Annotated in this window: 29 protein-coding genes; 17 read left to right on the forward strand and 12 right to left on the reverse strand. The window is 33.6% G+C overall.

The features are described from left to right. Nucleotides 1–11: 11 nt before the first annotated feature. From AC1Q51_RS22190 to AC1Q51_RS22200, 3 genes are read right to left on the reverse strand one after another with little or no spacing between them, the layout of a single operon-like run. Complete coding sequence (locus AC1Q51_RS22190; RefSeq protein ID WP_492331714.1) at nucleotides 12–944, reverse strand: alpha/beta fold hydrolase; 933 nt, start codon at nucleotides 942–944, stop codon at nucleotides 12–14. After that, nucleotides 905–1,234: a DUF3147 family protein gene (locus tag AC1Q51_RS22195; RefSeq protein ID WP_000545616.1), complete on the reverse strand. Its 330-nt coding sequence runs from the start codon at nucleotides 1,232–1,234 to the stop codon at nucleotides 905–907. The genes AC1Q51_RS22190 and AC1Q51_RS22195 overlap by 40 nt, the downstream gene beginning before the upstream one ends. After that, nucleotides 1,218–1,628, reverse strand: a complete 411-nt coding sequence (locus AC1Q51_RS22200; RefSeq protein ID WP_090976032.1) for a MarR family winged helix-turn-helix transcriptional regulator — start codon at nucleotides 1,626–1,628, stop codon at nucleotides 1,218–1,220. Before AC1Q51_RS22200 ends, AC1Q51_RS22195 begins: the two co-directional genes overlap by 17 nt. A gap of 122 nt (nucleotides 1,629–1,750) precedes the next feature. Here AC1Q51_RS22200 and AC1Q51_RS22205 point away from each other — a divergent pair, with 122 nt between their 5' ends. Continuing rightward, nucleotides 1,751–2,578, forward strand: a complete 828-nt coding sequence (locus AC1Q51_RS22205) for a PP2C family serine/threonine-protein phosphatase (protein WP_002040904.1) — start codon at nucleotides 1,751–1,753, stop codon at nucleotides 2,576–2,578. Nucleotides 2,579–2,620: 42 nt separating this feature from the next. Here the strand turns inward: AC1Q51_RS22205 and asnB are convergent, their stop codons facing one another. Continuing rightward, nucleotides 2,621–4,444 (reverse strand): asparagine synthase (glutamine-hydrolyzing), encoded by a 1,824-nt coding sequence (asnB, locus tag AC1Q51_RS22210; protein WP_098211647.1) that lies wholly within the window; start codon nucleotides 4,442–4,444, stop codon nucleotides 2,621–2,623. A 262-nt stretch (nucleotides 4,445–4,706) separates the two neighbouring features. On the opposite strand from asnB, the gene AC1Q51_RS22215 reads away from it, so the two are divergent. Both AC1Q51_RS22215 and AC1Q51_RS22220 read left to right on the forward strand, forming a co-directional pair. Then, a complete protein-coding gene (locus AC1Q51_RS22215; RefSeq protein WP_086423768.1) occupies nucleotides 4,707–5,273 on the forward strand; it encodes a sigma-70 family RNA polymerase sigma factor in 567 nt (188 codons plus the stop codon). After that, entirely contained in the window at nucleotides 5,270–6,376 is a 1,107-nt protein-coding gene (locus tag AC1Q51_RS22220) for a DUF4179 domain-containing protein (protein WP_492331715.1), read from the forward strand. The genes AC1Q51_RS22215 and AC1Q51_RS22220 overlap by 4 nt, the downstream gene beginning before the upstream one ends. A gap of 41 nt (nucleotides 6,377–6,417) precedes the next feature. Here AC1Q51_RS22220 and AC1Q51_RS22225 read toward each other — a convergent pair whose 3' ends face one another. Further along, nucleotides 6,418–7,491, reverse strand: coding sequence for a WD40/YVTN/BNR-like repeat-containing protein (locus AC1Q51_RS22225; RefSeq protein ID WP_000825318.1), 1,074 nt, complete (start codon nucleotides 7,489–7,491; stop codon nucleotides 6,418–6,420). 210 nt (nucleotides 7,492–7,701) lie between these two features. Between AC1Q51_RS22225 and AC1Q51_RS22230 the strand changes: the two genes are divergently transcribed. Beyond that, a complete protein-coding gene (locus tag AC1Q51_RS22230) occupies nucleotides 7,702–8,601 on the forward strand; it encodes a cation diffusion facilitator family transporter (protein ID WP_090976037.1) in 900 nt (299 codons plus the stop codon). Nucleotides 8,602–8,794: 193 nt separating this feature from the next. After that, nucleotides 8,795–8,965 (forward strand): Fur-regulated basic protein FbpA, encoded by a 171-nt coding sequence (fbpA, locus tag AC1Q51_RS22235; protein WP_000098302.1) that lies wholly within the window; start codon nucleotides 8,795–8,797, stop codon nucleotides 8,963–8,965. Between the two features lie 56 nt (nucleotides 8,966–9,021). Here the strand turns inward: fbpA and AC1Q51_RS22240 are convergent, their stop codons facing one another. Both AC1Q51_RS22240 and AC1Q51_RS22245 read right to left on the reverse strand, forming a co-directional pair. Then, a complete protein-coding gene (locus AC1Q51_RS22240) occupies nucleotides 9,022–9,693 on the reverse strand; it encodes a GntR family transcriptional regulator (protein ID WP_492331725.1) in 672 nt (223 codons plus the stop codon). A gap of 16 nt (nucleotides 9,694–9,709) precedes the next feature. Next, on the reverse strand, nucleotides 9,710–10,675 hold the full coding sequence (locus AC1Q51_RS22245) for a DMT family transporter (RefSeq protein ID WP_492331716.1): 966 nt from the start codon (nucleotides 10,673–10,675) through the stop codon (nucleotides 9,710–9,712). A gap of 135 nt (nucleotides 10,676–10,810) precedes the next feature. Here AC1Q51_RS22245 and AC1Q51_RS22250 point away from each other — a divergent pair, with 135 nt between their 5' ends. Next, the gene (locus AC1Q51_RS22250) at nucleotides 10,811–11,122 is read left to right on the forward strand and encodes a DUF3784 domain-containing protein (RefSeq protein WP_492331717.1); all 312 of its coding nucleotides are present in this window, start codon (nucleotides 10,811–10,813) and stop codon (nucleotides 11,120–11,122) included. Nucleotides 11,123–11,157: 35 nt separating this feature from the next. On the opposite strand, the gene AC1Q51_RS22255 is transcribed toward AC1Q51_RS22250, so the two are convergent. Beyond that, nucleotides 11,158–12,345: a GTP-binding protein gene (locus tag AC1Q51_RS22255; RefSeq protein ID WP_492331718.1), complete on the reverse strand. Its 1,188-nt coding sequence runs from the start codon at nucleotides 12,343–12,345 to the stop codon at nucleotides 11,158–11,160. 168 nt (nucleotides 12,346–12,513) lie between these two features. Here AC1Q51_RS22255 and AC1Q51_RS22260 point away from each other — a divergent pair, with 168 nt between their 5' ends. The 4 genes from AC1Q51_RS22260 (at nucleotide 12,514) to nhaC (ending at nucleotide 17,043) form a co-directional block, all read left to right on the forward strand. Beyond that, on the forward strand, nucleotides 12,514–13,506 hold the full coding sequence (locus AC1Q51_RS22260) for a permease (RefSeq protein WP_492331719.1): 993 nt from the start codon (nucleotides 12,514–12,516) through the stop codon (nucleotides 13,504–13,506). Between the two features lie 13 nt (nucleotides 13,507–13,519). Further along, nucleotides 13,520–14,404, forward strand: coding sequence for a TIGR03943 family putative permease subunit (locus AC1Q51_RS22265; protein WP_098235546.1), 885 nt, complete (start codon nucleotides 13,520–13,522; stop codon nucleotides 14,402–14,404). 112 nt (nucleotides 14,405–14,516) lie between these two features. Beyond that, nucleotides 14,517–15,176: a class I SAM-dependent methyltransferase gene (locus tag AC1Q51_RS22270; RefSeq protein WP_492331720.1), complete on the forward strand. Its 660-nt coding sequence runs from the start codon at nucleotides 14,517–14,519 to the stop codon at nucleotides 15,174–15,176. A 463-nt stretch (nucleotides 15,177–15,639) separates the two neighbouring features. Next, entirely contained in the window at nucleotides 15,640–17,043 is a 1,404-nt protein-coding gene (gene nhaC / locus AC1Q51_RS22275) for a Na+/H+ antiporter NhaC (protein ID WP_000843986.1), read from the forward strand. 40 nt (nucleotides 17,044–17,083) lie between these two features. On the opposite strand, the gene AC1Q51_RS22280 is transcribed toward nhaC, so the two are convergent. Both AC1Q51_RS22280 and AC1Q51_RS22285 read right to left on the reverse strand, forming a co-directional pair. Continuing rightward, on the reverse strand, nucleotides 17,084–17,464 hold the full coding sequence (locus AC1Q51_RS22280) for a MerR family transcriptional regulator (protein WP_002153132.1): 381 nt from the start codon (nucleotides 17,462–17,464) through the stop codon (nucleotides 17,084–17,086). Nucleotides 17,465–17,480: 16 nt separating this feature from the next. Further along, a complete protein-coding gene (locus AC1Q51_RS22285) occupies nucleotides 17,481–18,191 on the reverse strand; it encodes an SDR family NAD(P)-dependent oxidoreductase (protein ID WP_000759552.1) in 711 nt (236 codons plus the stop codon). Between the two features lie 191 nt (nucleotides 18,192–18,382). Between AC1Q51_RS22285 and fumC the strand changes: the two genes are divergently transcribed. Then, the gene (gene fumC, locus AC1Q51_RS22290) at nucleotides 18,383–19,771 is read left to right on the forward strand and encodes a class II fumarate hydratase (protein ID WP_053564799.1); all 1,389 of its coding nucleotides are present in this window, start codon (nucleotides 18,383–18,385) and stop codon (nucleotides 19,769–19,771) included. 95 nt (nucleotides 19,772–19,866) lie between these two features. Here the strand turns inward: fumC and AC1Q51_RS22295 are convergent, their stop codons facing one another. Then, complete coding sequence (locus AC1Q51_RS22295; protein ID WP_090976045.1) at nucleotides 19,867–20,289, reverse strand: PH domain-containing protein; 423 nt, start codon at nucleotides 20,287–20,289, stop codon at nucleotides 19,867–19,869. Nucleotides 20,290–20,452: 163 nt separating this feature from the next. On the opposite strand from AC1Q51_RS22295, the gene AC1Q51_RS22300 reads away from it, so the two are divergent. From AC1Q51_RS22300 to AC1Q51_RS22310, 3 genes are all read left to right on the forward strand, one after another. Further along, nucleotides 20,453–20,614, forward strand: a complete 162-nt coding sequence (locus tag AC1Q51_RS22300) for a hypothetical protein (protein WP_000221432.1) — start codon at nucleotides 20,453–20,455, stop codon at nucleotides 20,612–20,614. A gap of 366 nt (nucleotides 20,615–20,980) precedes the next feature. Continuing rightward, nucleotides 20,981–21,745, forward strand: a complete 765-nt coding sequence (locus AC1Q51_RS22305; RefSeq protein ID WP_001280278.1) for a DUF2087 domain-containing protein — start codon at nucleotides 20,981–20,983, stop codon at nucleotides 21,743–21,745. Nucleotides 21,746–21,842: 97 nt separating this feature from the next. Next, a complete protein-coding gene (locus AC1Q51_RS22310; protein ID WP_000804128.1) occupies nucleotides 21,843–23,252 on the forward strand; it encodes an MATE family efflux transporter in 1,410 nt (469 codons plus the stop codon). Nucleotides 23,253–23,308: 56 nt separating this feature from the next. On the opposite strand, the gene AC1Q51_RS22315 is transcribed toward AC1Q51_RS22310, so the two are convergent. Next, complete coding sequence (locus AC1Q51_RS22315; RefSeq protein ID WP_000762121.1) at nucleotides 23,309–24,007, reverse strand: peptidase E; 699 nt, start codon at nucleotides 24,005–24,007, stop codon at nucleotides 23,309–23,311. 392 nt (nucleotides 24,008–24,399) lie between these two features. Here AC1Q51_RS22315 and AC1Q51_RS22320 point away from each other — a divergent pair, with 392 nt between their 5' ends. The 3 genes from AC1Q51_RS22320 to AC1Q51_RS22330 all read left to right on the forward strand — a co-directional run bounded on the left by AC1Q51_RS22320 (nucleotide 24,400) and on the right by AC1Q51_RS22330 (nucleotide 26,136). After that, complete coding sequence (locus tag AC1Q51_RS22320; RefSeq protein WP_016109724.1) at nucleotides 24,400–24,795, forward strand: DUF3942 family protein; 396 nt, start codon at nucleotides 24,400–24,402, stop codon at nucleotides 24,793–24,795. 110 nt (nucleotides 24,796–24,905) lie between these two features. Beyond that, entirely contained in the window at nucleotides 24,906–25,322 is a 417-nt protein-coding gene (locus AC1Q51_RS22325) for a BlaI/MecI/CopY family transcriptional regulator (protein WP_044584297.1), read from the forward strand. 1 nt (nucleotide 25,323) lies between these two features. Further along, complete coding sequence (locus tag AC1Q51_RS22330) at nucleotides 25,324–26,136, forward strand: M56 family metallopeptidase (RefSeq protein ID WP_000871931.1); 813 nt, start codon at nucleotides 25,324–25,326, stop codon at nucleotides 26,134–26,136. Nucleotides 26,137–26,146 lie beyond the last annotated feature (10 nt).

Below are 26,146 nucleotides of genomic sequence, written 5' to 3' on the forward strand. Positions count from 1 at the left end.
AGGAAGCAGCTTTAGTTGCTTCCTTTTTTTATTTGTAAGAAATGAATCGCCTCAATAATAATATCTGGTCGATCATTTTCTATATCGTGACTAGCATGTTCGGCAAGAATATATTGGTTGTTAGTTGAGAGGTGTAATTGTTCGTGAATTAGTTCTTGCCACATTGCTTCAAGTTGTATTGCTTCCTCTTTTGGCATGCCGCCATTAGTCAATTGAGTAATAGAATATTGAGGATCTCTACCGATAACGATTAATGGTATTTCTAATGTTTTACATAGCTCTTTTAGTGAGAGAGCACAGTTTTTCCACTCCGATAGTTCAGAAGCTGTCGCTTTATATAATGAAGGCGAGGTAGAGAATTCAATTTGCTGTTTTGATTGATCGGTGAGAATAGGTTTTAGTTCATTATAAAGTGTGTCTACATCCATTTTGGAATATATATTATATTTTTGAAACCAAACATCATCAGAATCAGTTTGATCAGAAATTGGTAAATGAAGTTCATCTAAACGGTGTAAGTTCATCGAAGTAGAATCAACTAAAATAAGTGCTTGCAGCTTATCTTCATGTAACATCGCAAAATGTTGTGCACATAATCCTCCATAGGAATGACCGATTAGAATAAATGGTTCTTGAATAGCTAGTTTGTTTAGTAACATATGTAGCTCTTTTGTAACTTGCCTTATTGTACGCGGCTGATTGCCTAAATCACTTTTTCCGTAACCTGGGCGATGGTATGAAACAACTGTAAAGTGCTCTGAAAGCTTTTCTATAATAGGAAACCAATCATAAAATGAGCAAGTCATTCCAGTTTGAATGACTACAGTTTGTTTACCATCTCCTTTTATATGTACTTCTATATTTTGCCCCATTATTTCTACAAATTTATGAATGTTAATTCCTCCTAAGCTTGAAATAATTTTTGACAAGCAAAAACGATACACCAAACACCTATACCAAGTAGGACAGATGTACTAAGTGTAAATGAATTTTTTAAACCAATATAGACAATAAATAATAGTAGTGCTGATGCGGGGAATCCATATAATACCCCTAAAGCAAATTGACTCAATTCTTGTTTATTTCCGCCTTCGAATGAAATCCAAAATAAACTAAGTAAACTCACGAGAGGAAGGGCAGCAATAAAGCCACCTATCGTACTGTAATGTTTAGCGACTTCAGTGATAATGCCGATAATAAGTGCCGAAACGATTACTTTAACGAGGAAATGCATATTTTGCCTCCTTCGCTAATAACGAAAATGCTTTTTCAATTAATTGTTGTTCTTCTTTTGATAACTGTAATTCTAATATTTTTATCTTTTCTTTATCTAGTAAAGTATGTTTTTCTAATCCTTCAATTCCTTCAATTGTTAATGTAAGGTTTACCACTCTTTCATCTTTTTTATTTCTCTCTTTAACGATGAAACCCTTTTGAATAAGGCGTTTTATATGTTCAGACGCTGTGTTATGAGAAAGACTAAGTTCAGTAGCGACTTTTCCAATTGTTATATCTTTCTCACGAGAAACGATTTGTAAAATACGAATTGCTTGGTGGGAAAGGTTGTCCTCGTATTCGTATCGTAAGTGATAATAAATGCTCTCCCAATGTTGATTAATGTTGTTCATAATAATAAATCCCCTTTTTTATATCGTATAGTAAGATATATTCGTTGTTTTAGAAATAAAATCCTTTTATTTGGATAAAAAATGTTGAAAAAGTTTATTTTTATTGAAATATAAGGTAATCTATGTGTAAAGGTATACATTTAGCAAGAGAGAGGATGATAGCTGTGAATACATTCAAATGGATTAGTCATGAACAGATGTATGTAGATGAAATACATGTTGAAAAATGTGGTCCTCTTTCAGTCGGCGTATATGGGGGAAATCAAGAGAGTGATGCATATGAACGAGGAGATGCGGTGCTGGCTTGGTGGGATCCTGAATTACAATTTGAATTTGTTATGATTTTTGATACACATCACAAAACAAAAAATATAGATTATATAATAGAAGCGATTTCGGAAAGAAAAGAAAAACTAAAAGAGTTATTCTCATATCCAATACATTTAGCTTTCCATCATACACATATGTACTTATTAGCGTTATTTACAGATGAGTTATTTATTAAAAAGTGTGATCAAGATGATGAGGAACTCGCTTGCTTAATTTGTTTACGAAAAGGGGAATTTTTATATTGGTTATCAGTTGGTGATTGTTTCGCGTATTTATTCCATTCTGAGAAAACGAAAAATGGAAAAGGACGATTAAATAAACGGAAGAATTACGAATATATTGGCAGGAAAAATATTTTTGCAGCAAATACACCTTGCTTTACGTCAGGTGTAAGAGGATTAGAAAAAGGAATGAATCACATTGTAATGGCAACGGACGGTATTTTAGAGTGTGACAAACGAAGGTTTGATGATGATCAATCTTTAGTAGAAATATTGCACGACGGAAATAGCTTGCAGATTGAGCCCGTATTAACAAATGTACTGCAGTGGAAAGGTAGAGACTGTGCCACGATTATTGGATGGTCTATTGATACTGATAATAAACAATGTGCTAATTAATATAAAAGGAGTTCAAGGTTTTTATCCTTGAACTCCTTTTTGTTAAGCAATATGGATGTGATATGTTTTCAACCATTCATTTACTTGTAGCATATACTCCATGGCACTTCTTGCCTCAAAATTGTTAATCTCTTTATTACTTTGATCAGCAATTGAAAGTAAGATGGAATGGTTAATAAGTGAGAAAATAGGATTGTTTTTATTGTTACACATATCAAGTGTTAAATTACGGATTGTTTGTAAGTAGAGTGGATCTTGTGAAGTTGGATAAGCGCTTTTTCTTCTATTGCGTACATCGTCAGGTAAAGCTGGTTGTAGTGCTCTACGTAAAATGCCTTTTTCAATATTATCAATACTTTTTATGTTGAAAGGAACATTCCATAAATATTCAACTAATCTATAATCACAAAACGGTACACGAACTTCAAATCCAACAGCCATACTCATGCGATCTTTACGGTCAAGTAAGAAAGGAAGGAATCTTGTTAAAAATAAATAAAACATTTGACGTTGTTTCGCGGATTTTTTACTTTCGCCTTCAAGAGTAGGTACTTCAAGTATCGCCTCTTGGAATCGTGTATCAATATAGTCTTCTAGATTACATTGGTTACTTACTTCATTTAGTAGAAGAGGAGATGTATTTTTCCAATTTGTTAGCCAAGGAAACTTATCTACATATAGTAGTTCTTCTTGATGAAACCAAGGATATCCACCGAATACTTCATCAGCCGATTCGCCGGATAAAGCTACGGTCGCATCTTTTTTCATTTCGCAAAATAGTAAATATAGTGAAGTTTCCATTTCACCAGCACTCGGTAAATCTTTTGCATGAAGGGGAACGAATAATTGATTTGCTAATTCTTCAGCATTCACAATAATATCATGATGCGCTGTCCCGACATGTTCAGAAACGCGTTTTACCCAAGGTGCATCTAAACCAGTGCGAGCAAATGTCAGTTCGAAGTCTTTTGCGCTATTTACAAAGTCAACAGAATACGTATGAAGTGTTTTATTTTCAGCAGCAAATTCTTTACCCGCAAGTGCAGTAATACCGCTAGAGTCTAATCCGCCTGATAACATACAAACGAGAGGAACATCGGCAATTAATTGTCTTTTTACTGTATCTTGTAAAATAGATAAAATATGCGAAGATGTATCTTCTATAGAGTCTGTATGGAACTTACTTTCTAAATTCCAATACTTCGTAACTACTTTTTTATGACGTGTAAATGTTATAGAATGTCCAGCACGTACTTCTTGAATATTTTTAAAGACGCCACATCCTGGAGTGCGAAATAAGCCTAATCCAAATATTTCATTAATTCCATCCGCATCAATTTCAGCAGGGACAGATGGATGCGCTAATAATGCTTTAATTTCAGAGCCGAAAATAATACTACCATTTCTTTCTGTAAAAAAGAGTGGTTTTACACCTAAATGATCTCGTGCTAAAAACAATTGTTGCTTCTGATCATCCCATAAGGCAAAAGCGAAAATTCCGTTTAAATGTCGTACGCAGTCTTCTTTCCACTCTAAATAAGCATGCAGTAATACTTCTGTATCTGAATGGGTTTCAAATGCATGCCCACATTTTTGAAGCTGCTCTTTAAGTTCCCGGAAATTATAAATTTCTCCATTATAAGTAAGAGCATACGTATAATCACCAGCACGGAATGTCTTCGGCTGTGTCCCGCCTTCTGGATCAATTACAATTAAACGCCGGTGTGCAAAGGCCGCATGAGGTGAAAACCAAAATCCTTCAGCATCCGGACCACGATGCTGAATACTATTTGCCATCTTTTTTAAAATAACATGTTGATTTGAAAGGTCTTCTTTCCAATCTACCCAACCTGTAATTCCACACATACATATCTCATCTCCTAATTTAAAATAGTAGATTAACGAAATAAAATGTACACTAAGTTAAAGAATGACTATATAAATAGTGTACTACATGAACCAAATTGTAGACTTGAGAAAATTTTCTTTGAACGCATAGTTATGTGAGACAATGGCTAAGGAAAAGTATTCCATTACATACAAAAAATAAAAAAGATGAGAGAAAAAATTTTCTCAGACGTTATATAGGGTGTAAAAGCTTTTACAAAACAATAAGGGGAATCGCTACATGAAATCAAATGAGAAAAATTTTATAAAAAGATTACAGCGGCAAAAAGAAGACGCGTTAGAATTTGTTGTCGATACATACTTACCACTCATAAAGGGGATCACGCATAAAGTGCTACTTCCAATTCAAAATGATGGACTCATAGAGGAATGTATAAACGATATATTTCTTTCCATTTGGAATAACGCAAATAAATTTCATGGAGAGCCGAGCGATTTTAAAAAGTGGATTGTAGCGATTGCGAAGTTTAAAGCAATTGATTATTACCGGAAATCGACTAAAACAGTAGAAATCATTTCAGATGAGTTTCATATCAGTACAGAAAAATCAGCAGAAGACGAATTAATCGTTATGGAAGATAGGGAAGAATTATTGAAGCTCATTAATCAATTAGAACCGCTAGATCAAAAGGTGTTCATTATGAAATATTTACTTGGTATGAAGACAGAGGAAATAGGTGACAAGTTAGGATTAACTCGGGCAGCAATTGATAATCGAGTGTACCGGGGGAAAAAGAAACTACAACAAAATGCTACGAATATTAGTTTTGGAGGTAGTGCGATATGAAAGACATTTATGAACTATTAAATGATATTGATATAGATGAAAAAGAACTAGAAGAAATTGAGGCTTCTGAAATTGAAAAGGAAAAAGTAAAACGAAATGTAAAACAATCGATACGTACGAAGAAAAAGATGAAAAGTTGGAAAAAAGGTGTCGCTGCTGCATCTATTTTAGTAGGATTATCAGTTGCAACACTCGGTATCGGATTTCCTACATATGCAGGGGGATTGCCAATTGTCGGTGACATATTCCGATTTTTAGATAATGGTAGAACAGGGTTATATGAAAATTATAAAGAATTTTCGACTGAGTTGAATATGACGAGAGAGAGTAATGGAGTTAAGGTTACCATTAATGATGCTGTGTTTGATGGTAGAACAATTACAATCACATATTCTATTGAAAGCGAAAAAGATTTAGGAGAGAAACCGTTCCCATTTGGAAGTCCGCAAGTTAGGGGCTTTAATGGCGGAGGAGGTAGTTCGAACGTTACAAAAGTTGGAGAGGGAAAATATGTAGGTATGACTACGATGAGTGGTCATGGTAGTGAAAGGTTAGATGTTGCAAATGTTTGGTGGGATATAGAGGCAATTGAGTTGGATTATGAAGATAAGGCAATAAAGGGGAACTGGAATTTCGCGCTTAGTTTAAAAGCAATGGATAGTAAGGAATTAAAAGTTAATAAGGTGTCTGAAAATGAATTAATAAAAGTAAATATAGACAAAATGGAAGTAACCCCGATGTCATATATCGTTTTTTTCAATCAGGAAGAATCTAAGGTATTAAGAAATATATGGGATAGTGCGGATGTTGAGTTAGAAATAAAAGATGATTTAGGAAATCATTATGCTGGTGAAGGAAATGGCGGAAGTAGTACAGTAGCGGAGCCACATAAAAGTAGTTGGAGTGCTACATTCAAAAAGTTAAACGAAAATGCAACAAAGCTTATCGTTACACCTCGCGTGCACTTGCGAGTACATACACCTGAAAATCATGGTGGAGTAGAGTATGTGAATGGGAAAGAGAAGAAAATAGAAGTGCCGAAAAAAGAAGCGAAGAGTAAAGATATTGTGTTAGATGATATTGTCATTGATTTAAAGAAATAAAAGAGAGACTGCCTAAAACCATTTAGGCAGTCTTTTTTTCGTTAAGAACTAGTAACGAGCAATGCATGCGGATGCTGCGTTTTATATTCATCTTTCCACGGAATATTTAGTTGTTCCCACGATTCGCCGCTATCATTGGATTGAAAGACGCCATTGTTATTTAACGTGTAAAACGTATGTGGTTCAGCCTTGTTTGTCGCAAACATCGAAATGACTGTACCGATTGCAGATGGTAGCCCTTGTTGTACTTGCTGGAACGGAGTATCTTTCGTTTTTCGATAAATATAAGATTCATAAGGGATACGGTGATGAGCCAGATCAGCACTCGGTGCAGCTGAAACGAGAATCGTATTGCAATCAGCTGGATCAATTGCCATGCTGTATAAATAATGATGTTCAAGTCCTTCACTACATGAGATCCAGCTGTTTCCATTGTTATAACTTTCAAGATAAGCACGATCAGGTCCGCCCATAAATCCGTCACCACATGATGCATAAAGACGATTTGGTGCTTCAGGGTGCATAAGTAATTGATGAGCATCGATAGGAGCACCGAATTTTTTATCAATCCATGTATGCCCTTTATCATTACTTTGAATAACAGCACCAGCTTCGATTGAAACGTGTATTGTATTAGGGTTGTTTGGATCAACTGTAATCCAGCGTACGTGATGGGTAAAAGGTCTAGGCGGGAAAGCCCACGTATAAGAAGATAATAATGATTTCATATTTTTAAGTTCAGTCCACGTTTCACCACCATTTTCAGAGCGAAATAAAGCGCTCGGTTCTGTGCCGACATAAACGACCCCATATCCGTTCACTTGTTCATTTGAGCTTATTGTTATGGAAGTGATAGAGGAGTGTAAAATACCATCTTCTTTAGGGAAATCAAAGTAACGATAAGAATCTCCAATTGGTCTCCATGAATCCCCGCTATCGTCACTTAACCATAGACCTCGTCCAAATGTTCCGCAATATACACGGTTTGGGTGGAACGGATCAACAGCGATACAGGTAGGTTGCATATTTTGTAAGTGGTAAGTCGTTTCATAGTTATCATATTGTTCTTTCACTACAACAAGTTCACGTTCCATACAGAGAAATAAACGTTTCATTTAAGTAACCTCCTTAAAATTCTTTCATTAGTAAACAATATGAAAATAAAAAAGAAGTAGTCTTGTTTTATTTGAGAAAAAGGGATTGTCTAAAAAATAGCGAAGTGTGTATACAGAGGAAGCGGGCGTTTACAATCAGTCGATTCGGGATAAAGATGGGGAGTTTGTTTCATACTAACATACAGATATTGTACTTAAAGGAGTATAAGTATGGGACATTCGCATGATCACGGTCATTCAAAAAATAAAAAGGCGTTACTAATTGCCTTCCTACTAACAACAAGTTTTATGATTGCAGAAGTTATTGGTGGATTTGTAACAAATAGCTTAGCACTACTATCTGACGCGGGGCATATGCTAAGTGATGCAGTATCTTTAGCTTTAAGTTTACTTGCGTTTAAGCTCGGAGAAAAAACAGCAACAACTGTGAAAACATATGGATATAAGCGAGTCGAAATGTTAGCAGCATTATGTAACGGTGTCGTTCTTATTGTCATTTCGGTATACATTTTTATTGAAGCAATCCGTCGTTTTAAAGAACCAGTTGAGATTGCTAGTAATGGGATGCTCATTATTGCAGTCCTTGGTCTGCTTATTAATATTTTATCAGCTTGGATATTAATGAGAGGCGGAGATGTGAAAGGTAATTTGAATTTAAGAAGTGCTTTCCTGCACGTACTAGGCGATCTATTGGGTTCCGTCGGAGCGATCATTGCTGCGTTACTTATTAAATTTTTCGGATGGACTGCTGCAGATGCGATTGCTAGTATTCTTGTGTCTATTTTAGTCATTATTAGTGGATGGCGTGTAACACGTGATACGGTTCATATATTAATGGAAGGTGCACCACAGCACATAAATGTTGAAGAGGTAAAAAGTACGTTATTAAATATTCCGATTGTCAAAGAAGTTCATGATTTGCACATATGGTCTGTCACATCAGATTTTCAAGTATTAACATGTCATCTTATTATTAAAGGGAATGAAACGCAAAGTATATTAAAAGAGGCTACGTATGTATTAAAGGAGAAATTTCATGTAGAACATGTCACCATTCAAGTAGAAATAGATGGTGAATTTAATCATGATGAGACAACTTGCAAAGTATGAAAGAAAAAGGATAAGAAAAAGTGTCATAACATTTTTCGCACGGCATACATATATATAATGTGGCCACAAATACTTTGCAAGGTAAATATTTCATGAAATTACTTTACTTATAAAGAGTCATCTTTTATAATCAAAAGTGGTAATTGATAAAGATTATCATTTTCAATGATCGTAGAAAGGAGTTTTTTAAAAGATGAGTAGTCAACTCCGTTTTGCTGTTGAAAATCGTAAGAGGCATTTAATTGATGAGTTAATTGGAGCAGGTGTGTTTAAGATTCGCGACCGACAATTATACGAGCTGTCTTTAGAGGAATTGGAAAAAGAGTACGAAGATATGGAAGATTATGCGAATATCCAGGCATAGCTATATAGATTAGTAAAAGGAGAGCTGGTTACGATTTTGTGTAACCAGCTCTCTTTTTATTTCGTAGAAATTATTTTTTGTATTTCTTTCATGGGACGGAGCCAGTTTTGGGTCATTATTTGTTCCATTTGTTTTTCGTCCTGCTTCTGTAATGCTTGAATGATAGAGTGATGTTCTTCAATAGATTGACTTGCCGGAACAAAGTTTTGGAAAAACAAATATTCAAGACGTAAAACGTGAAGTTGCATATTTTCTAGAAAGGGTTCAATATATTGGTTTTTAGCAATAGAAGAAATTGTATTGTGGAATTGTATATCTAATTCTAAAGCTTGTTTTGCGTTTTTTTTCTCTATAGAGTGCTGAAAATGATCATTTATTTCAGAAAGTAGTTGAATATCAGCGTCTGTAATGTTTTGAAGAGCTTGCTTTCCTATAATAGAGTGAAGACCAGCCATCGTTTCATAAATGATAGATACGTCGTCTAACTTAATAGGAGCAATTTTCGTTTTTTGCCCTGGTACCATTTCCACTAATCCAGAAAGCTCTAATATTTGAAGTGCTTCTCTTACAGGTGTTCTGCTTACTCCTAGTGCCTCAGCCAATTCCCCATCATTAATTTTTTCATTGGGCTTCAGTACACCTTCAATAATCCAATTTTGTAGTTGATTTAAAACGAGTGTTTTTGCTGAAATTCTTCCTGGTTTTTTATAATTTTGAGGGACAGGCATAGTGAATTCAATCCTTTCATTGTATATTTTCCTTTTTTGCATGAACAAGCTTTAATTTTTGTTTCCCTTCATCCGGTTTTTGGCTTAAGATGAGCACCATTACAATGACACAAAAAGCGCCTAATAACTGAAAAGATTGAAATGGCACGTGCAATATAAGTACAGAAGAAATAATAGCTGCGAGTGGTTCTGTGCAACCAAATAATGTTGTTTCTTTCGGAGTCAGGTATCGTATGCTGTCTAAGTATAAATAAAAGGCAATAAGTGTCCCGAAAATGACGACAAATGTGATGAGCGGTAGGGTACTTAGTTTTACATATTTCATAGTTGATAATAAAATGAATTCGTTTGTAGAAATAAAGTGTACAATCGTTACACCAATACCCCCAATAATCATGCCCCATCCAACGATAACGGAGGAAGACCATTTTTCTAACAATTCCTTTGAATATAAACTATAAAAAGCGAGAGATAATCCAGATAAAACACCCCAAATAATAGCTGGTGTAGAAACAGCCAAGTTATGAACAGACCCGTTTGTTAGTAAGAGAAAAGTGCCTACTAATGAAAGGGTAATTGAAATGAAATCAATTTTTGATGGACGAACGTTCCATTTGAAAAGTAAGTATACAGTGATGAATATAGGAGCTAAATATTGTAATAATGTTGCCACGGCAGCATTTCCTTCTTTAATTGAAGCGAAATACGTATACTGTACAGCAAGCATACCGAATAGACCAAACAAAATCATTTTAATAGCATTAGATTTTTGTTTCCAAATGCCAAATATCTCTTTTTTTCTCGTTCCGAATGAGGAAATAATGAGCAAAATAATTCCAGATATAAGTAAACGGATCGTAACTAACCATTCGGTTGAAACATTGTCATATTGAAAAAGTTGTTGTGCAGCTGTACCAGACAAGCCCCATAAACAAGCACCGATTATGACCATTATAATTCCTTTTAATCGATTTGAATCCATATGATCTAAAATTCTCCTTTCTAAAAATATAAATTGAATACAATATGCAATATATCACAGAATGACTCGTTAATAAACTGAAATTTCTGATTTGTTTTTTATGTATAGTAAAATATTGTAGAGGAGGGGGAGTATATGTTAGCTGGATTTTTAGTTTGTTTATTTGTTGGGTTACTTATCATTTTTTTAGTGTATCAAATACATGTGAAAAAGAGGTTGTTTTTGTTAGCAGGATATCAAGAAGAAACGTTTGTTGGAGATAAAAATAAATTAGCGAAGCTTTCAGGAGCATTTTCTTATATAGTCGGAGTTGCTACTATAATATTACCGCTTGGCTTAGAAAAAATAGGTGATGTAGTTAGTATCATATATGCTATATTAATTGTTTTAGGTACAGTTGTATTTATAATTAAAGCAAACTTATTAAATAAGAGTACTATAAAGTAAAAAGGCTTCATTCTACTGAAGCCTTTTATTAATTGTTATGAAGTATAAGTAAAAGCCGGAATAGGATCAATAAATGTATTCCACTTTTGTTCCATTTCCTTTTCTGTTAATAGACAATCATCTAATGATTGTTCAATCACAGAACGATTCATATCAATACCGATAAATACGAGCTCAGTTATTCGATCTCCATATTGTTTATCCCAGTTTTTCAATACTTCTGGTTCTTCTGCAATCATTTGATTTCTTTCAGTTTCAGGTAATGCGGCTATCCATTCACCGGCTCCTTGAATTGTAATAGAGGAACCTGCTTGAGATAGAAGTCCTATCATATTATTACGAGATGCAAGCCAGAAGAATCCTTTCGCTCTTACAACATCTAAAGGCCATTTTTCTAGCCAATTCATAAGGCGCTCGGGATGGAAAGGATATTTGCGACGGTAAACAAAGGAATTGATACCGTATTCTTCCGTTTCCGGTGTATGGTGTTCACTATTTAATTCTTGTATCCAGCCGGCCGATTGACTAGCGTCTTCATAATTAAATAGATTTGTGTTTAAAATTTCTTGTAATGGTACTTTGCTAAACGAAGATTCAAGAATTTTTGCATTAGGATTTAATTTTTTTAGTAAATGATGAAGCTCTATCACATCTTCTTTTTCTAGTAAATCTATCTTATTAAGAATAATTACGTTTGCAAACTCAATTTGATCTATTAATAAATCAATAACTTCCCGGGTATCATTTTCATCGATTGCTTGTTTTCGGTCTAATAAACTTTCTCCGTCTGCAAAATCATCCCAAAATCTATTTGCATCTACAACTGTAACCATCGTATCGAGGCGGCAATTTTTCGTTAAATCAATGTTAAGAACTTCGTCTGTATAAGTAAACGTTTGAGCAACTGGAATAGGCTCACTTATACCAGAAGATTCAATAATAATATAGTCAATATCACCATTTTCAACAAGACGATTCACTTCTATCATTAAATCTTCTCGTAGTGTACAACAAATACAGCCATTTTGAATTTCTACTAGTTTTTCCTCCGTACGTGAAAAACCACCCTTTTTTATAAGAGATGCATCAATGTTTACTTCGCCCATATCATTAACGATGACAGCTACTTTTAAGCTATTCTTATTAGTCAAAATGTGATGTAGTAAGGTAGTTTTTCCAGATCCTAAAAAACCACTTAATACAGTGATAGGTACTTTTTTCATGAAATGATCTCTCCTTTAAATCGTAATGATTACGCTTTATGTTAAACGATGGGAAAAGAAAAAGCAAGAATAAATCATAATGATTACGATTTAAGAATAGAAATAGACTATAAAATTTGTGCTGTAGTATGAAGCATTTGGACAAGCACATGTTTACATATAAATAAAATGGAGGCGAGAAGCTTGGTCTTTAATAGAGTTTCAAAAGAATTAGTAGGCATAGCTCTTATCGCTATGTTTCTCTTTTTATTATTTTTTGTAGATTTTACAAGTCTAGCAAATTTGCACAAAAATATGCCACAGGAATGGTTAAATGTGAATACAGTATTTTTAAGTATCATTTTTGAAGCAATACCCTTTATTTTATTAGGGGTAATTGTTTCTTCATGTATTCAAGTGTTTGTGACGGAAGATATGATTCAAAAAGTAATGCCGAAATCTCCGATTGTTGCAATGATTCCGGCAGTATTTGTGGGAGTTCTTTTTCCAATGTGTGAATGTGTCATTATACCAATTGTAAGAAGGCTCATTCAAAAGAGGTTACCACTTCATGTAGGCATTGTTATTTTACTGAGTGCACCCATTATGAATCCAGTTGTTCTTTTATCTACTGTATATGCGTTTCCAAAAAATGATTACGTAGTATATGCACGCTTTGGGATAACAATTTTAGTTGCTCTATTCATAGGTCTAATTGTGTATTATTGCTATCGCGAAAGAAATGTTTTAAAAGACGTAGAGGTTTCAGTTCAAACAAGCAATAAAAAGAGTTGGAAAGATGTTATGAATCATATTGTAGATGAGTTTTTTGATACTGGTAAGTATTTATTGATTGGTGCTTTTTTAGCAAGTGTATTTCAAACGTTTTTTGATCGGAATGTACTGGATGCAGTAGCACATAACGAAGTAATTGCCCCCTTTATTATGATGGGATTTGGTTATGTTTTATCAATTTGCTCTGCAGCCGATGCTTTTATAGCGGCATCTTTTGGACATGTTTTCTCGGTAAAGGCACTTCTCGCATTTCTTGTATTTGGGCCTATGCTTGATATGAAAAATACGTTAATGCTATTTGCATATTTTCAAAAGAGATTTGTATTCTTTTTGATAGGAATTGTCATTGCATCTGTGTATACCATCCTGCAAATCATAATGTTATAGGAGGTGAGAAAGAATGGAGAAAGAGGAGCAGAAGGCGTATCATCGCTATATACGTGGCATTATTTTAATTGGTTTAGCAATGCTCTTATTTAAACTACTTGTAACAGGTAATATTTATAATTTTATCGCTCCAAAAATGATCAAATTTACGTATATAGCTTTTGTAGTAATTTTAATTTTTGGTACTGTACAAGTTTGGGGAGATGGAAGAGAGAAACAGCATGATTGTAATTGTTGTAAACATCATACAACATCAAAATCAGGGATAAAAAGTTTCTTTGTATATGTTTTATTTGTCGTTCCGATAGTTAGTGCTTTTCTCTTTGGAAGTGTAACAATTGATGGAAGTTTAGCAGGAAAAAGGGGTATGAATCAAAGTGTACAGTCGAGAAGTCTGGAAAGGAATGAAAAAGAGGGGGAGCAGGTTAATTTTGATGGGCGAGAAGTATCCGTTGATCCAGAAGAAACATCAAATTTATCAACGACTTATAAAACGGAAGAGCAAGTAGTAAAAAGTATGTTAGGACAGCGTAAACTACAAGTAAAGGATAAGGACTATGTTCAAACAATGAATGTAATTGGTCAAAATGTTAATTGGTTTAAAGGGAAAGAAATTACATTCTTAGGGTTTATATATAAGGATAAAGATGTGACGGGTAATAAAACAGTAGTGGCTCGATATGGCATAACTTGTTGTATTGCGGATGCATCAGTCTGGGGGATGATTGTTACCGGGCAAAATGTTGAAAAAATTCCAGAAGAAACATGGGTGGAAATAACAGGATTATTAGGTGAAACGACATATAAAGGAACAGTCTTTCCACTTGTAAAAGTAAACAAAATCAAGAAAATTAATAAGCCAACTGACCCATATGTATATGATGCTTTACCTCAATAGAAAAGAATAAATTCTTCATATTTTCATGAAATAGAATCATAATCATGGCGATAAAAAAATAAAGATAAGAGTAATTTGGTTTGTTAAAAATATGTGCAGAAGGAGTTATGCGATGAACTGGGTTACTCATAAACCATCATTTGAATTTGAAACATTTAGTCCTATTATTCGGTCACAATCTGCGTGGAGTGGACATTTAGATTTTGCATATGACTTAGTACGATTTGAAAAACCAGAAACTTTAGTTGAGTTAGGTACACATCTAGGTGCTTCTTTCTTCAGTTTTTGTCAAGGAGTAAAAGATGGAGGGTTATCGACTAAATGCTTTGCAGTAGATACTTGGGCTGGAGATGGGCATACAGGTCCATATGGAGAAGGGGTTTTTCAAATAGTAGAAAAAGTAGTGAGCGATAACTACCTTAATATAGGAAATTTAATTCGATCTACTTTTGATGATGCTGTAGAGCGGTTTCAAGATGAAACGATAAATCTTTTGCATATTGATGGCTATCATACGTATGAAGCTGTTTCTCACGATTATAATACATGGCTACCGAAAGTCGCGAAAAACGGTATTGTATTATTTCATGATATTGAAGTTAGAAGTGGTGATTTCGGCGTATATAAGTTTTGGGATGAGGTAAAAGCGAAGTATCCTCATTTTCAATTTGCGCATTCATATGGACTGGGAGTGTTATTTCCGAAGGGTTGTAGTGATAAGTTTGAAGAAATACTTAAAAATAAAAAAGAAATACAAAATATGTATAAATAAAGGTAGGGCATGCATCATTTTTATGATGTGTGCCCTATTTTTTATGTAGAAAATAATGGTGTGAATTAAAAAGTTAAGATAGTTGTAAAAAGTTTTGTTGCAGCAAATATTAAAAAAGTTAGTATGGGATTGTTCCTTGTAAATAAAATAAAGCTTTAATACGTTCATATCAATCCGGGATTTTACAGTAGTTAATTTCTTAACTAGGTACTTTGCACTTACTAAATTTTGATACAAGGGTCTTATTGACCGAAAATATCGGGATAAATAAAAATACAACATTTTTTATATTTTTCATTGCGAAAAACGTAATCTACTTTTACAATAGAAAGGGTTGTGAATATATTATACTGGAAAAATAAATCGAAATAATATGAAAATTTTGTTTTGTCTTCGCTAATTGTATATTACATACATGTAAGACGACATACGTCATGTTATCGACTTGTAAGGAGAGAAAAAAATGAAAAGTGTAAGATTACCATCGATGCTAGAAATCATAGTTCTTTTATTACTATTTCTTGCTGTTGTCTTTTCCTTCCAAACGATTTTTGATCTCCCAATTCAATTAGCGCTATTTATTTCATGGTTTTTAGTAATTGCGCTTGGATTAAGATTAGGATTTCGTTATCAAGAATTGCAAGATGCAATTACGAAAGGGATTTCTAACGGATTAGAAGCAATACTGATTTTAGTTGCAGTAGGTGCTTTAATTGGAACATGGATTGCTGGTGGGGTAGTACCAACATTAATCTATTATGGATTAGAATTTATTCACCCTAGCATATTCCTATTAGCAACATTAATTATTTGTTCTATAACTTCTATCGCAACAGGAACATCTTGGGGAACAGTGGGAACAGCAGGTATTGCTATGATGGCGATTGGTGAAGGACTTGGTTTACCACTTCCGCTTGTTGCTGGTGCAGTTCTTTCAGGAGCTTATTTCGGCGACAAATTATCACCACTTTCTGATAGCACAGTTCTTGCAGCTTCTATGGCGAAAGTAGATGTTATTGCTCACGTTCGAGCTATGCTCGTATTAGATGTTCCGGCTTATATTATTACTAGTATTATGTTTACTGTAGCTGGTTGGATGTATGGCGGCGATAATGTAGATTTGAATCGAGTAGAATTTTTAAAAGAAGCTTTATTAAAGCAATTTGATATTAAAATATGGATGCTTATTCCAGCGGTCATTGTTATCGTTCTATTAGCGATGAAGAAACCGTCTATGCCAACAATTGCAATGGGAGCTTTAATTGGTGCAATTTGGGCAACTCTTTTCCAAGGGATGAACTTTGGAGAGGCGATTGGAACAGCTTATAACGGATTCTCAATTCAATCTGGTGTTGAGTTTGTTGACAAGTTATTAAACCGTGGTGGAATTAACGGCATGCTTGGCTCAGTAGCCGTTATTATTTTCGGTTTAGGATTTGGTGGATTACTTGAAAAACTAGGTGTTTTAAAAGTAATCGTATCAAAATTTGAGAAGAAATTAAATTCTGCAGGTAATGTAACATTGTCTACATTAATCGTGGCATTCTTAGCTAATATATTTGGTTGTGCGATGTATGTATCACTAATTTTAACACCAAAAATTATGGAAGATAGCTATGATAAATTAAAAATAGACCGTCGTGTATTAGCACGTAACTCAGAAGTAGGTGGAACGTTAACTTCAGGTATGGTTCCATGGTCTGATAATGGTATTTTTATGGCTGGTATTTTAGGTGTAGCAACGTTCTCATACGTTCCGTTTATGTGGTTAAGCTTCGTATCGTTAATTTTAGCAGTTATTTACGGATATACAGGCAAATTCATCTGGTATGTAGATGATGCAGATAAAGGAAAGCAAGCATCATAAAATAAAAATCACCTTCTACAATATGTAGAAGGTGATTTTTTTATTTTTTAATAGCATTTTCTGAAGTTATTTCATTCTCATATTTAGCAATTTTTTGTTGTATCTTTTTTAAGTTTTTTTCAGTGTCTTGAATGAGCTGTAAGACATTGGTCTCCTGTTGTTTCATTAATTCTAACCTTTGAAGGATGGTAGATTCTCCTTCCATAGACCAGTCGATAAATTGTTTTATTTTTTGAATTGGCATACCAGTGTTTTTTAAACACAAAATCATCTCTAAATATTTCAGTGCTTCTTCATCAAAAACTCGATCTCCTTTTTCGTTTCTTTGCAGAAAAGGAAACAGTCCTTGTTTATCGTAATAACGTATTTGAGAAATAGTTAAGTGTTGCATTTTGGCGACTTGCCCAATTGTATAATACATATCATTCATCCTTTTATTACCAAGGTATAATGCCATCTTTGTTAAATATTTTACCATTATAGTTTGTTTCACTTAATGCATATTTAATAATAATTTTAGCACTTTCAGTGGTTGTATGGCCACCGGGGGAATTTCCATTAAGATCCGTAGTTGTAAAACCAGGAGTTACTCCAAATACTTCTGGACCGTTAGTGGCAAATTCTTTACTAAAAGCTAATGTTAAAGCATTAATAGCTGTTTTGGAAGAATTATATCCTAGTGTATTAATTGGATGTGTTTCACCATTAGCAAACATTGTTAGTGAGGCCATGTCAGTTGTTACATTTATGATTTTACTGTTGCTTGATTTCTTTAATAATGGTAAAAAGGCTTGCATCATTTGGAAAGTTCCAAAAAAGTTAACTTCAAATCCTTGGCGTAAAGTTTCAATATTTAATTCACTAGGTAGCGTATTGAAGTCTAGCGCTATGCCTGCGTTATTAATTAATAAATGTAAGTGGTCAGTCGTTTCGTAAATTTTCTTTGTTGCTTCTTGAATGGATTGTGAATTTGAAATATCTACTTGAATATAGGAAACGTTTGAAACATTTAAAGATTCTACGGCTTGTTGTCCAAGTTGTTCATTACGAGCACCTAAAAATACGTGGTAATCTTTTTCTGCTAATTGACGAACAAGTTCATATCCAATTCCTTTATTCGCACCTGTTATAAAAGCATATTTTTTCATATTGAATTCCTCCAGTAGTGTTATAGTAGGTTACAATGGAAAGGATACAGCCTAAACTTAAGTTTAGGTCAAGAGGAATTTTTTAAAATAAATATAGAATATCTATATATAAGAGTGAGAATCCTTATCATTTAAGAGAAAGTCTGTTATTATAAGAGATGTAGGTATTATATTTTCAAGGGGATGAAAACATGGAGTACAGAATTGAAAGAGATACATTAGGAGAAATAAAAGTTCCAGCTGATAAATTATGGGCAGCACAAACACAACGTAGTAAAGAAAACTTTCCAATTGGAACAGAGCAAATGCCGCTTGAAATTGTAAAAGCATTTGCAATTTTAAAGAAGAGTGCAGCGCTTAGCAATCAAAAATTAGGAAAGCTATCAGAAGAAAAAGCAGAAGCAATTGTAGAAGCTGCGGATGAAGTGATTGCAGGGAAATGGAATGAACATTTTCCGCTTGTCGTATGGCAAACAGGTAGTGGTACACAGTCAAACATGAATGTGAATGAAGTAATTGCAAATCGTGGGAATCAAATTTTGAAAGAGAAGGGATCTGACGTACATATTCATCCGAATGATGATGTGAACATGTCACAAAGTTCAAATGATACATTTCCAACGGCGCTTCATGTAGCTTGTGTAATCGCAGTAGAAAATCACGTATTACCAGCAATTACGAAATTAAAAGAAACTTTAGCAGAAAAAGTAACTGCATTTGAACATATTATAAAAATTGGTCGTACACATTTACAAGATGCAACGCCGTTAACTTTAGGGCAAGAAATTAGCGGATGGCACCGTATGCTTGAAAAAACAGAGCGTATGATTGCAGAGAGCAATACATATATGAAAGAGTTAGCAATTGGTGGAACTGCGGTTGGAACAGGTATTAATGCTCATCCTAAATTTGGTGAGATGGTATCAGAGGAAATTAGTCAATTTACAGGTAAACAATTTGTTTCTGCACCAAATAAGTTCCATGCATTAACGAGCCATGATGAAGTTGTATATACTCACGGTGCATTAAAAGCATTAGCTGCGGATCTAATGAAGATTGCTAACGATGTACGTTGGCTTGCAAGTGGTCCACGTAGTGGTCTTGGAGAAATTATTATTCCAGCAAATGAACCGGGAAGCTCTATTATGCCAGGTAAAGTAAATCCAACGCAAAGTGAAGCGTTAACGATGGTTGTAGCGCAAGTAATGGGGAATGATGCAACAATCGGATTTGCTGCGAGCCAAGGTAACTTTGAGTTAAATGTATTTAAACCTGTTATTGCTTATAACTTCTTACAATCAGCTCACTTATTAGCGGATGCAATTGTTTCGTTTAATGACAATTGTGCAGTTGGTATTGAAGCAGATGAAGAAGTAATTAATGAAAATGTGAATCGTTCACTAATGCTTGTAACAGCGCTAAACCCACATATCGGATATGAAAATGCAGCGAAAATTGCGAAGCATGCTCATAAAGAAGGATTAACTTTAAAAGAAGCAGCGTTGCAATCTGGACTACTAACAGAAGAGCAATTTAATGAAATTGTAGATCCAAAGAAAATGATTGCTCCAAAAGAGTAATAGAAAAAGCCAAGATTCTTAGTATAGAATCTTGGCTTTTTTGATGTTCATTTTTAAGTTTCATCTACTTGCAATAATGCAAGCTTCAAAATATATTATTTGTTAGCAGGCGTATTCATTACTTTCATCTGTGGGCAGTTCTCTTTTAAGAGTGAAATGAATTTTTCTTCTTCTTGTGGTACGAAAGTGGTCACTGAGTCAAATAAATTATAATTAATTTCTAATTGTTGCCTAGTCCATTTTTTTGAACGAAGTTTTTTGCCAGAGTGCTTAATATGGCGAATGTCTTTAAATGGGATTTCAGTACGAAGTATGAAACCGTGTTTTACAACAAGAGATGATTCCGTTACGTTGTAGTGAGAGAAATAGAATGAAGAAAGATTCACGATATTTAGCAGCATCATGAGAGTGAAAAAAATAGAATTTTCATTTTGAAAGAATAACGAAACGAAAAAAATAATTATAAATAATGTAATGAAAATGACGTGGAATGGATTTTTTTTCGCTTTAAATTTCAAGTTAGTCACCTCGGTATACTTGTTCTTTAACTAAATTAAATCATAACATTGTGATAAAACGTGTGAATATGCAGAATTGCATATTCACACGTTTTATTATTCATGTAAAATGTCTTGATGGGATAAATTCAAAAGAAGTTTTGTAATAGTGGAGTGGCATAAAGTGACTTACAAGAATAGAAAGATAGCGTTAGTCATAATTAGTTGTATGATGATTATGAGTAGTTGTGCTAATAAATTTGTTGAAGATAGAAATCGAAAGCATACATTTGTACAAGCAAGTAAGGTTTTAGTAGAGACTGTAAATAGAATATATAAAAAGTAAAGGATGTTTTCTTATACGAAAACATCTTTTTTGTAGTTAAAATTGAATACTGAAGTTTTGTAATGAGTGAATACCAGTTCCATATTCACTAATCGCATATGCGTTCTGTGCAATTTACTTAACGGTAAACCAAGGGTCTTGAAGAATATTCATGTTCTATTTTACATCCTATAAAATGAATTTGTATAAACATATTCGCTTTTCGTTGTATTAAATCCTTTCGATAGATGTTTTTATAAAAGTTTATAAAATGGGCAAACGAAACGTTGAAATGTTTGTTTGTGTTGTGATAAGATGATGAAGTAATAATAAACGATATAGCGATTTGTTTGGTTTTTAAATAAACATTTTGAAGGAGTGTTTAGTATGAGCGATATTTCAGAGAAGTTTTGGGATGCGTCAATAGAGGAATTAAAGAAAGGGTATGTGTTTGATGAAGAAAAAGAGGGGTACATTTGCTTAGCTTGTGGTGAAACATTTATTAAAGGTGTTATTTATCAAGATAATCAAGTTTTGTATGAAGCAGAGAAGTTCGTCCAATTGCATATTCAAAATGAGCATACGTCTATGTTTGATTATTTGCTAAATATGGATAAGAAATTTACTGGATTAACGGATTTACAAAAGAAAATGGTTCAGTTTTTCTATATGGGACTGAATGATAAAGAAATTGTAAAAGAGATGGATGGCGGAAGTACATCAACAATTCGTAATCATCGATTTACACTGCGAGAGAAAATGAAACAAGCAAAAGTATTTTTAGCGCTAATGGAATTATCAGAAGAAAAATCAAAAGTACAAACGAAATTTGTGCCAATTCATAGAACAGCAACGATGGTGGATGATCGATACAATATTACGGAAGAAGAAAATGATGAAGTATTAAAAGCTCATTTTACAGAAGGGTTAGATGGACCTCTCTCTAAATTTCCGAAGAAACAAAAGCGTAAATTAATTATATTGCGTCATTTAGTGAAGAAGTTTGATAGTAATAAAAAGTATACTGAAAAAGAAGTAAATACAGTGATAGAAAATGTATACCCTGATTTCGTAACGTTAAGAAGATATTTAATCGAATATGGATTTTTAGATCGAACAGCCGATGGAAGTCAATATTGGGTGAAGTTATAATCATATGAAAAGAAAATGAATAGAAGCACAGTATTATAACAACTATACAAAGAGATAGAGATTGAAAATAGATTTTTAAGAAAAGGAGAAATGAAATTTGAAACCACCTGCAGATAACAATAAAGAAGGTGCGGAGTCACATAAGTTGGAAAGTGAGAGTAAACCAATTTGGAAATCGATGTCGATGTTTTTAGTACCGTTATTATTAAGTAATGTACTACAATCAGTTGGACAATTATTTGGTATGGTAGTAGTAGGAAGATGGCTTGGAGTTAATGATTTAGCGGCCATATCAGCATTCTTCCCATTATTTTTCTTGCTCGTTTCATTTGTAATTGGTATCGGTTCAGGAAGCTCTATTTTAATTGGTCAGGCGTTTGGTGCTAAAAACGAAGATCGTTTAAAAGCTATCGTTGGTACGACGCTGACATTTACCTTTATTATTGGAGTTGTGTTGGCGATAATAGGAAGTATTTTTGCGATGGATATTATGCGTCTAATGGGAACGCCAGAAAATATTATTGAAATAAGTGTACATTATGCACGGATTTTATTTATATCGATGCCAGTATTATTTTTATATTTCGCATATACAACATTTATGAGAGGTACAGGAGATTCTAAAACGCCATTTTACTTTTTAATTGTAAGTACAGCACTAAATATGATTTTATTACCAGTTCTTATTTTTGGATGGTTAGGAGCTCCGAAATTAGATGTGTATGGAGCAGCCTATGCATCTGTTATATCTACAGTTATTACGTTTATTGTCATGCTTGTGTATTTAAAGAAGAAAAATCACCCATTACAACTAGATGGAACGGTTAGAAAATACCTTCGAATGGATGGGGAGTTATTAAAGCTATTGCTAAGGCTCGGTATACCGGCAAGTATAAATATGATATTAGTTTCATTATCTGAGATTGCCGTAATCGCATTTGTAAATCGTTACGGTTCGGATGCAACAGCTGCTTACGGCGTTGTGAATCAAGTTGCAAGTTATGTACAAATGCCAGCAGTTAGCCTTGGTATTACAGTTTCTATTTTTGCAGCACAATCAATTGGGGCGAATCAATTTGATCGATTGCAGAAAGTTGTGAAGGCCGGAATTATTATGAACTACGTCATCGGTGGTGTGTTAATATCTCTTATTTATTTATTCTCAAGAGACATTTTATCACTATTTTTAACGAGTCAAACTACAATTGAAATTGCTCATAGCTTAGTTATGATTACGTTATGGAGTTATTTAATTTTCGGTCATGCACAAATTATTAGTGCGACAATGCGAGCGAGCGGTACAGTACTTTGGCCAACTGTTATTGGAGTTGTTTCAATTTGGCTTGTAGAAGTACCCGTAGCATATTATCTTTCTTACCATACAAGTCTTGGAATAGAAGGCATTTGGATCGGGTATCCAGCAGCATTTATTGTCAGCTTACTATTGCAGTATGCATATTATAAGCTTTCATGGCAAAAGAAACGAATTACACGATTAGTTAGTTAAATAGAAAAATGTCCCTAAGTTATTAGACTTAGGGACATTTTTTCGTAAGTGCAGGTTTACAAATAGCTTTTTAAAGTTATATCAAAATGTTGTCTAATGAGTGTTTTATCACTCATATAAAACTCCCACGCTTTTTCCGGTTCACCGATAATCTCAAAGGATTCCTCTGTAATATATAAAGCGCAATTATCCTCCAGTGCAATTCCTTCTATATTCCCTTGATGATTTTGTAAAAAGGAATGGAAGGCGTTCATTCTGTTTAATTGATTATAATGTGGACAAAATCTTTTATTAACAATACCCCATCCGTTACTCTCTATGTAACCAGAACCTTCATAATCTGATCGGATACTAGACGTGAACCAACACATAGCACCAGCGCTATAACCAGCAATAAGTGTTCCTTGTTGCAGAGCCAATAATAATTTTTCATCAAGTCTATGTTCTTTCCATTGCGTAAGCATGTGAATATAGTTTCCGCCACCTAGATAAATTAAATCGGCTGAATGAATCATCTCCTCTATTTCATACTTAGAAGGTGAATCTGTTGTAATGCGTAAAATTTGTACTTCACAATGTAATTGTTTTTCAAACGTGTCTAAAAATAATTTTATATAGCTTTCATCATCATGACTAGCCGTTGGAATAAACAATACTTTTGGATACTGTTTATTTGTTAATTCTATAAGGCGTTCATTAATAGGCAAGTGATTTGAATCTTGTAAATCACCGCCACCAATGACAGCTAATTTCATAGTAAAGCACCACCTAATCATTTTTGTTATATAAAAATTCGATAGAAGAGAGTTACATTCCTTCCGTAATGTAATCAATAATTAGAAAATATAGCTTAAGTATATCGGAATAGTAAAGAAACCACTGACTATATATACCAATGCATTAGAAACCATTCATTGATATATAATATTTCATACTAATGTTTCAAAATATGGAAAAAATATGTTTAAATAGATATAATGACGCATTCATTCATATTGAATTCATACTTATATTTTAAAAGGGTATCGGAAATAATAGCGATTTTCTAAAACAGTTTTTACTTTTAATAGGAAGTTGTATTACAATATGGTAAAATTATTTCAATATATTTATTTAATATGAAATACAAAGAAGGAGCGTGAAAAAAGTGGATTTTCGATTTGAATTTACAACGAAGCTGAAAGAATACTTAGACGATGAGAAGGATGAAAAAATAATAAAAGATGGACATAGAGATGTAATTTTTCACTATTTATATGCGTTAGAGACTGAAATTGGCGTTGTTAAAAATCCTAATTTTACTTTTTTTGCATCAGGAAGACGTTCACATATAGTGTTAGAAAACGTTGAATTTAAAACAGAAGTGAATGTGAAAAGTAATATAATCGAAATTGTAAAAATAGTGGATAATGTAGTTATTCCGTTAGATACTATCGTAGCGAAAGATCGGGAATTATTTGCCCTTGGGCGTAATGAGAAGTTTAGTGTACAAATATTAGAGCAGTATCTCTTTGATACATTTGGAGATAAGTTAGGCTTATAATGAATAGAATGATGTACGTATTTATAGGTACTGAATTTTAGTTTATATTACTCGCGTTTGACCTCTCATTTAATTTGTACTACAATTCGTAGTGTGAAAGGAGTCATACGATGTTTACGCAAAACTATAGGTTAAATGAGCAAGGATTAAATCATTTCTTTGGACCGCTTGAAGCGAAAATTATGGAGATTATTTGGTCTACTGAAGGTATTACTATTAAAGAAGTGCAGCAGAAATTAAGTGAAGAATCACCTGTGAATTTTAACACTGTTATGACAGTTATGAACAGGTTAGTAGAGAAATTACACTTAGAAAAACAGACTGTAAAAAGAAGTGGCATATATCGTGCTGTACAAACAAAAGAAGAATTCTTATCCAATCAAACGAAGAAAATGACACAGGAATTAGTGGGGGAATTTGGAGATTTAGTTGTAACTCATATGATAGATGAGCTAGAGCAGGCTGATCCGAATTTAATAAAAAAATTAGAAGACAAATTGAATCAGTTAAAAAAAGAGGATCGATGAAATGAAATGGCAAATGCGTAAAATCGTATTGTTAGCGCTCATTGTTAGTACCCTCTTTTTCAGCTTGTTATTGTATTATGTTACATATCCATTTCTCTTTCAAAACAAGGCATTCTTCCTTTCAAAGTTTTGCTTGTTTCAGTTAGAAAAACATATGAAAGAACTATCAATGGTTCGTATTATAGTAGCGGGGTTATTATTAATTACTGTATTGATTGTGTGTAAAAGAATTTGGCGGCAATTTTTCTATAGTAAAAAAGTACAAAAAGTACTTATCCCATTTATTAGAAAAGGAAAACAAATATATATACTGCCGACTGCGGAAGTTGCAGCGTTTACAATTGGATTATTCCGTCCGAAAGTTGTCATGTCGGAAGGTTTGCTTCAGACGTTTTCAGATGAAGAGATTGATGCGATTATTTTCCATGAAGAATATCATCAAAATAATTGGGATCCGCTAAAATTATTTTGTTTTACGTTATTAGCAGAAGGAATGATGTACATCCCGATATTAAAAGAATTGTTACAACGATATCATACGTATCAAGAGTTAGCAGCAGATAAATATGCGATGCAAAAAATGGAATCTTCATTTGAGTTAGGTAGCGCGTTATTAAAATTAATTAAAATAAAGACAATGGAGAATCGATGTGTTACAGCTTCATTTGCAAAAACAGCAATAAATTTACGAATCGAGCAAGTGTTAAATGAAAAGGTTGCTAAGCTTACTATTCCGTTACATACGAACTCGGTATATGTAACAATAGGGTTATTCTGTGTGTCGATTGTACTTATTGTTGGAGAGTGCATATAGCCTCTTTTTT

The organism is Bacillus sp. MT94 (assembly GCF_058792475.1).

Excerpts from the sequence above, each read along its gene's own strand:
- AC1Q51_RS22200 (WP_090976032.1), bottom strand. The coding sequence starts at position 1,628 with ATGAACAACATTAATCAACATTGGGAGAGCATTTATTATCACTTACGA.
- AC1Q51_RS22225 (WP_000825318.1), bottom strand. The coding sequence starts at position 7,491 with ATGAAACGTTTATTTCTCTGTATGGAACGTGAACTTGTTGTAGTGAAA.
- AC1Q51_RS22325 (WP_044584297.1), top strand. The coding sequence starts at position 24,906 with ATGTTTACGCAAAACTATAGGTTAAATGAGCAAGGATTAAATCATTTC.
- AC1Q51_RS22305 (WP_001280278.1), top strand. The coding sequence starts at position 20,981 with ATGAGCGATATTTCAGAGAAGTTTTGGGATGCGTCAATAGAGGAATTA.
- AC1Q51_RS22240 (WP_492331725.1), bottom strand. The coding sequence starts at position 9,693 with ATGCCTGTCCCTCAAAATTATAAAAAACCAGGAAGAATTTCAGCAAAA.
- AC1Q51_RS22280 (WP_002153132.1), bottom strand. The coding sequence starts at position 17,464 with ATGTATTATACAATTGGGCAAGTCGCCAAAATGCAACACTTAACTATT.
- AC1Q51_RS22265 (WP_098235546.1), top strand. The coding sequence starts at position 13,520 with ATGGAGAAAGAGGAGCAGAAGGCGTATCATCGCTATATACGTGGCATT.
- AC1Q51_RS22260 (WP_492331719.1), top strand. The coding sequence starts at position 12,514 with ATGGAGGCGAGAAGCTTGGTCTTTAATAGAGTTTCAAAAGAATTAGTA.
- AC1Q51_RS22250 (WP_492331717.1), top strand. The coding sequence starts at position 10,811 with ATGTTAGCTGGATTTTTAGTTTGTTTATTTGTTGGGTTACTTATCATT.
- nhaC (WP_000843986.1), top strand. The coding sequence starts at position 15,640 with ATGAAAAGTGTAAGATTACCATCGATGCTAGAAATCATAGTTCTTTTA.
- fumC (WP_053564799.1), top strand. The coding sequence starts at position 18,383 with ATGGAGTACAGAATTGAAAGAGATACATTAGGAGAAATAAAAGTTCCA.
- AC1Q51_RS22285 (WP_000759552.1), bottom strand. The coding sequence starts at position 18,191 with ATGAAAAAATATGCTTTTATAACAGGTGCGAATAAAGGAATTGGATAT.
- AC1Q51_RS22215 (WP_086423768.1), top strand. The coding sequence starts at position 4,707 with ATGAAATCAAATGAGAAAAATTTTATAAAAAGATTACAGCGGCAAAAA.
- AC1Q51_RS22195 (WP_000545616.1), bottom strand. The coding sequence starts at position 1,234 with ATGCATTTCCTCGTTAAAGTAATCGTTTCGGCACTTATTATCGGCATT.
- AC1Q51_RS22220 (WP_492331715.1), top strand. The coding sequence starts at position 5,270 with ATGAAAGACATTTATGAACTATTAAATGATATTGATATAGATGAAAAA.
- AC1Q51_RS22270 (WP_492331720.1), top strand. The coding sequence starts at position 14,517 with ATGAACTGGGTTACTCATAAACCATCATTTGAATTTGAAACATTTAGT.
- fbpA (WP_000098302.1), top strand. The coding sequence starts at position 8,795 with ATGAGTAGTCAACTCCGTTTTGCTGTTGAAAATCGTAAGAGGCATTTA.
- AC1Q51_RS22230 (WP_090976037.1), top strand. The coding sequence starts at position 7,702 with ATGGGACATTCGCATGATCACGGTCATTCAAAAAATAAAAAGGCGTTA.
- AC1Q51_RS22330 (WP_000871931.1), top strand. The coding sequence starts at position 25,324 with ATGAAATGGCAAATGCGTAAAATCGTATTGTTAGCGCTCATTGTTAGT.
- asnB (WP_098211647.1), bottom strand. The coding sequence starts at position 4,444 with ATGTGTGGAATTACAGGTTGGGTAGATTGGAAAGAAGACCTTTCAAAT.
- AC1Q51_RS22245 (WP_492331716.1), bottom strand. The coding sequence starts at position 10,675 with ATGGATTCAAATCGATTAAAAGGAATTATAATGGTCATAATCGGTGCT.
- AC1Q51_RS22255 (WP_492331718.1), bottom strand. The coding sequence starts at position 12,345 with ATGAAAAAAGTACCTATCACTGTATTAAGTGGTTTTTTAGGATCTGGA.
- AC1Q51_RS22205 (WP_002040904.1), top strand. The coding sequence starts at position 1,751 with ATGTGTAAAGGTATACATTTAGCAAGAGAGAGGATGATAGCTGTGAAT.
- AC1Q51_RS22315 (WP_000762121.1), bottom strand. The coding sequence starts at position 24,007 with ATGAAATTAGCTGTCATTGGTGGCGGTGATTTACAAGATTCAAATCAC.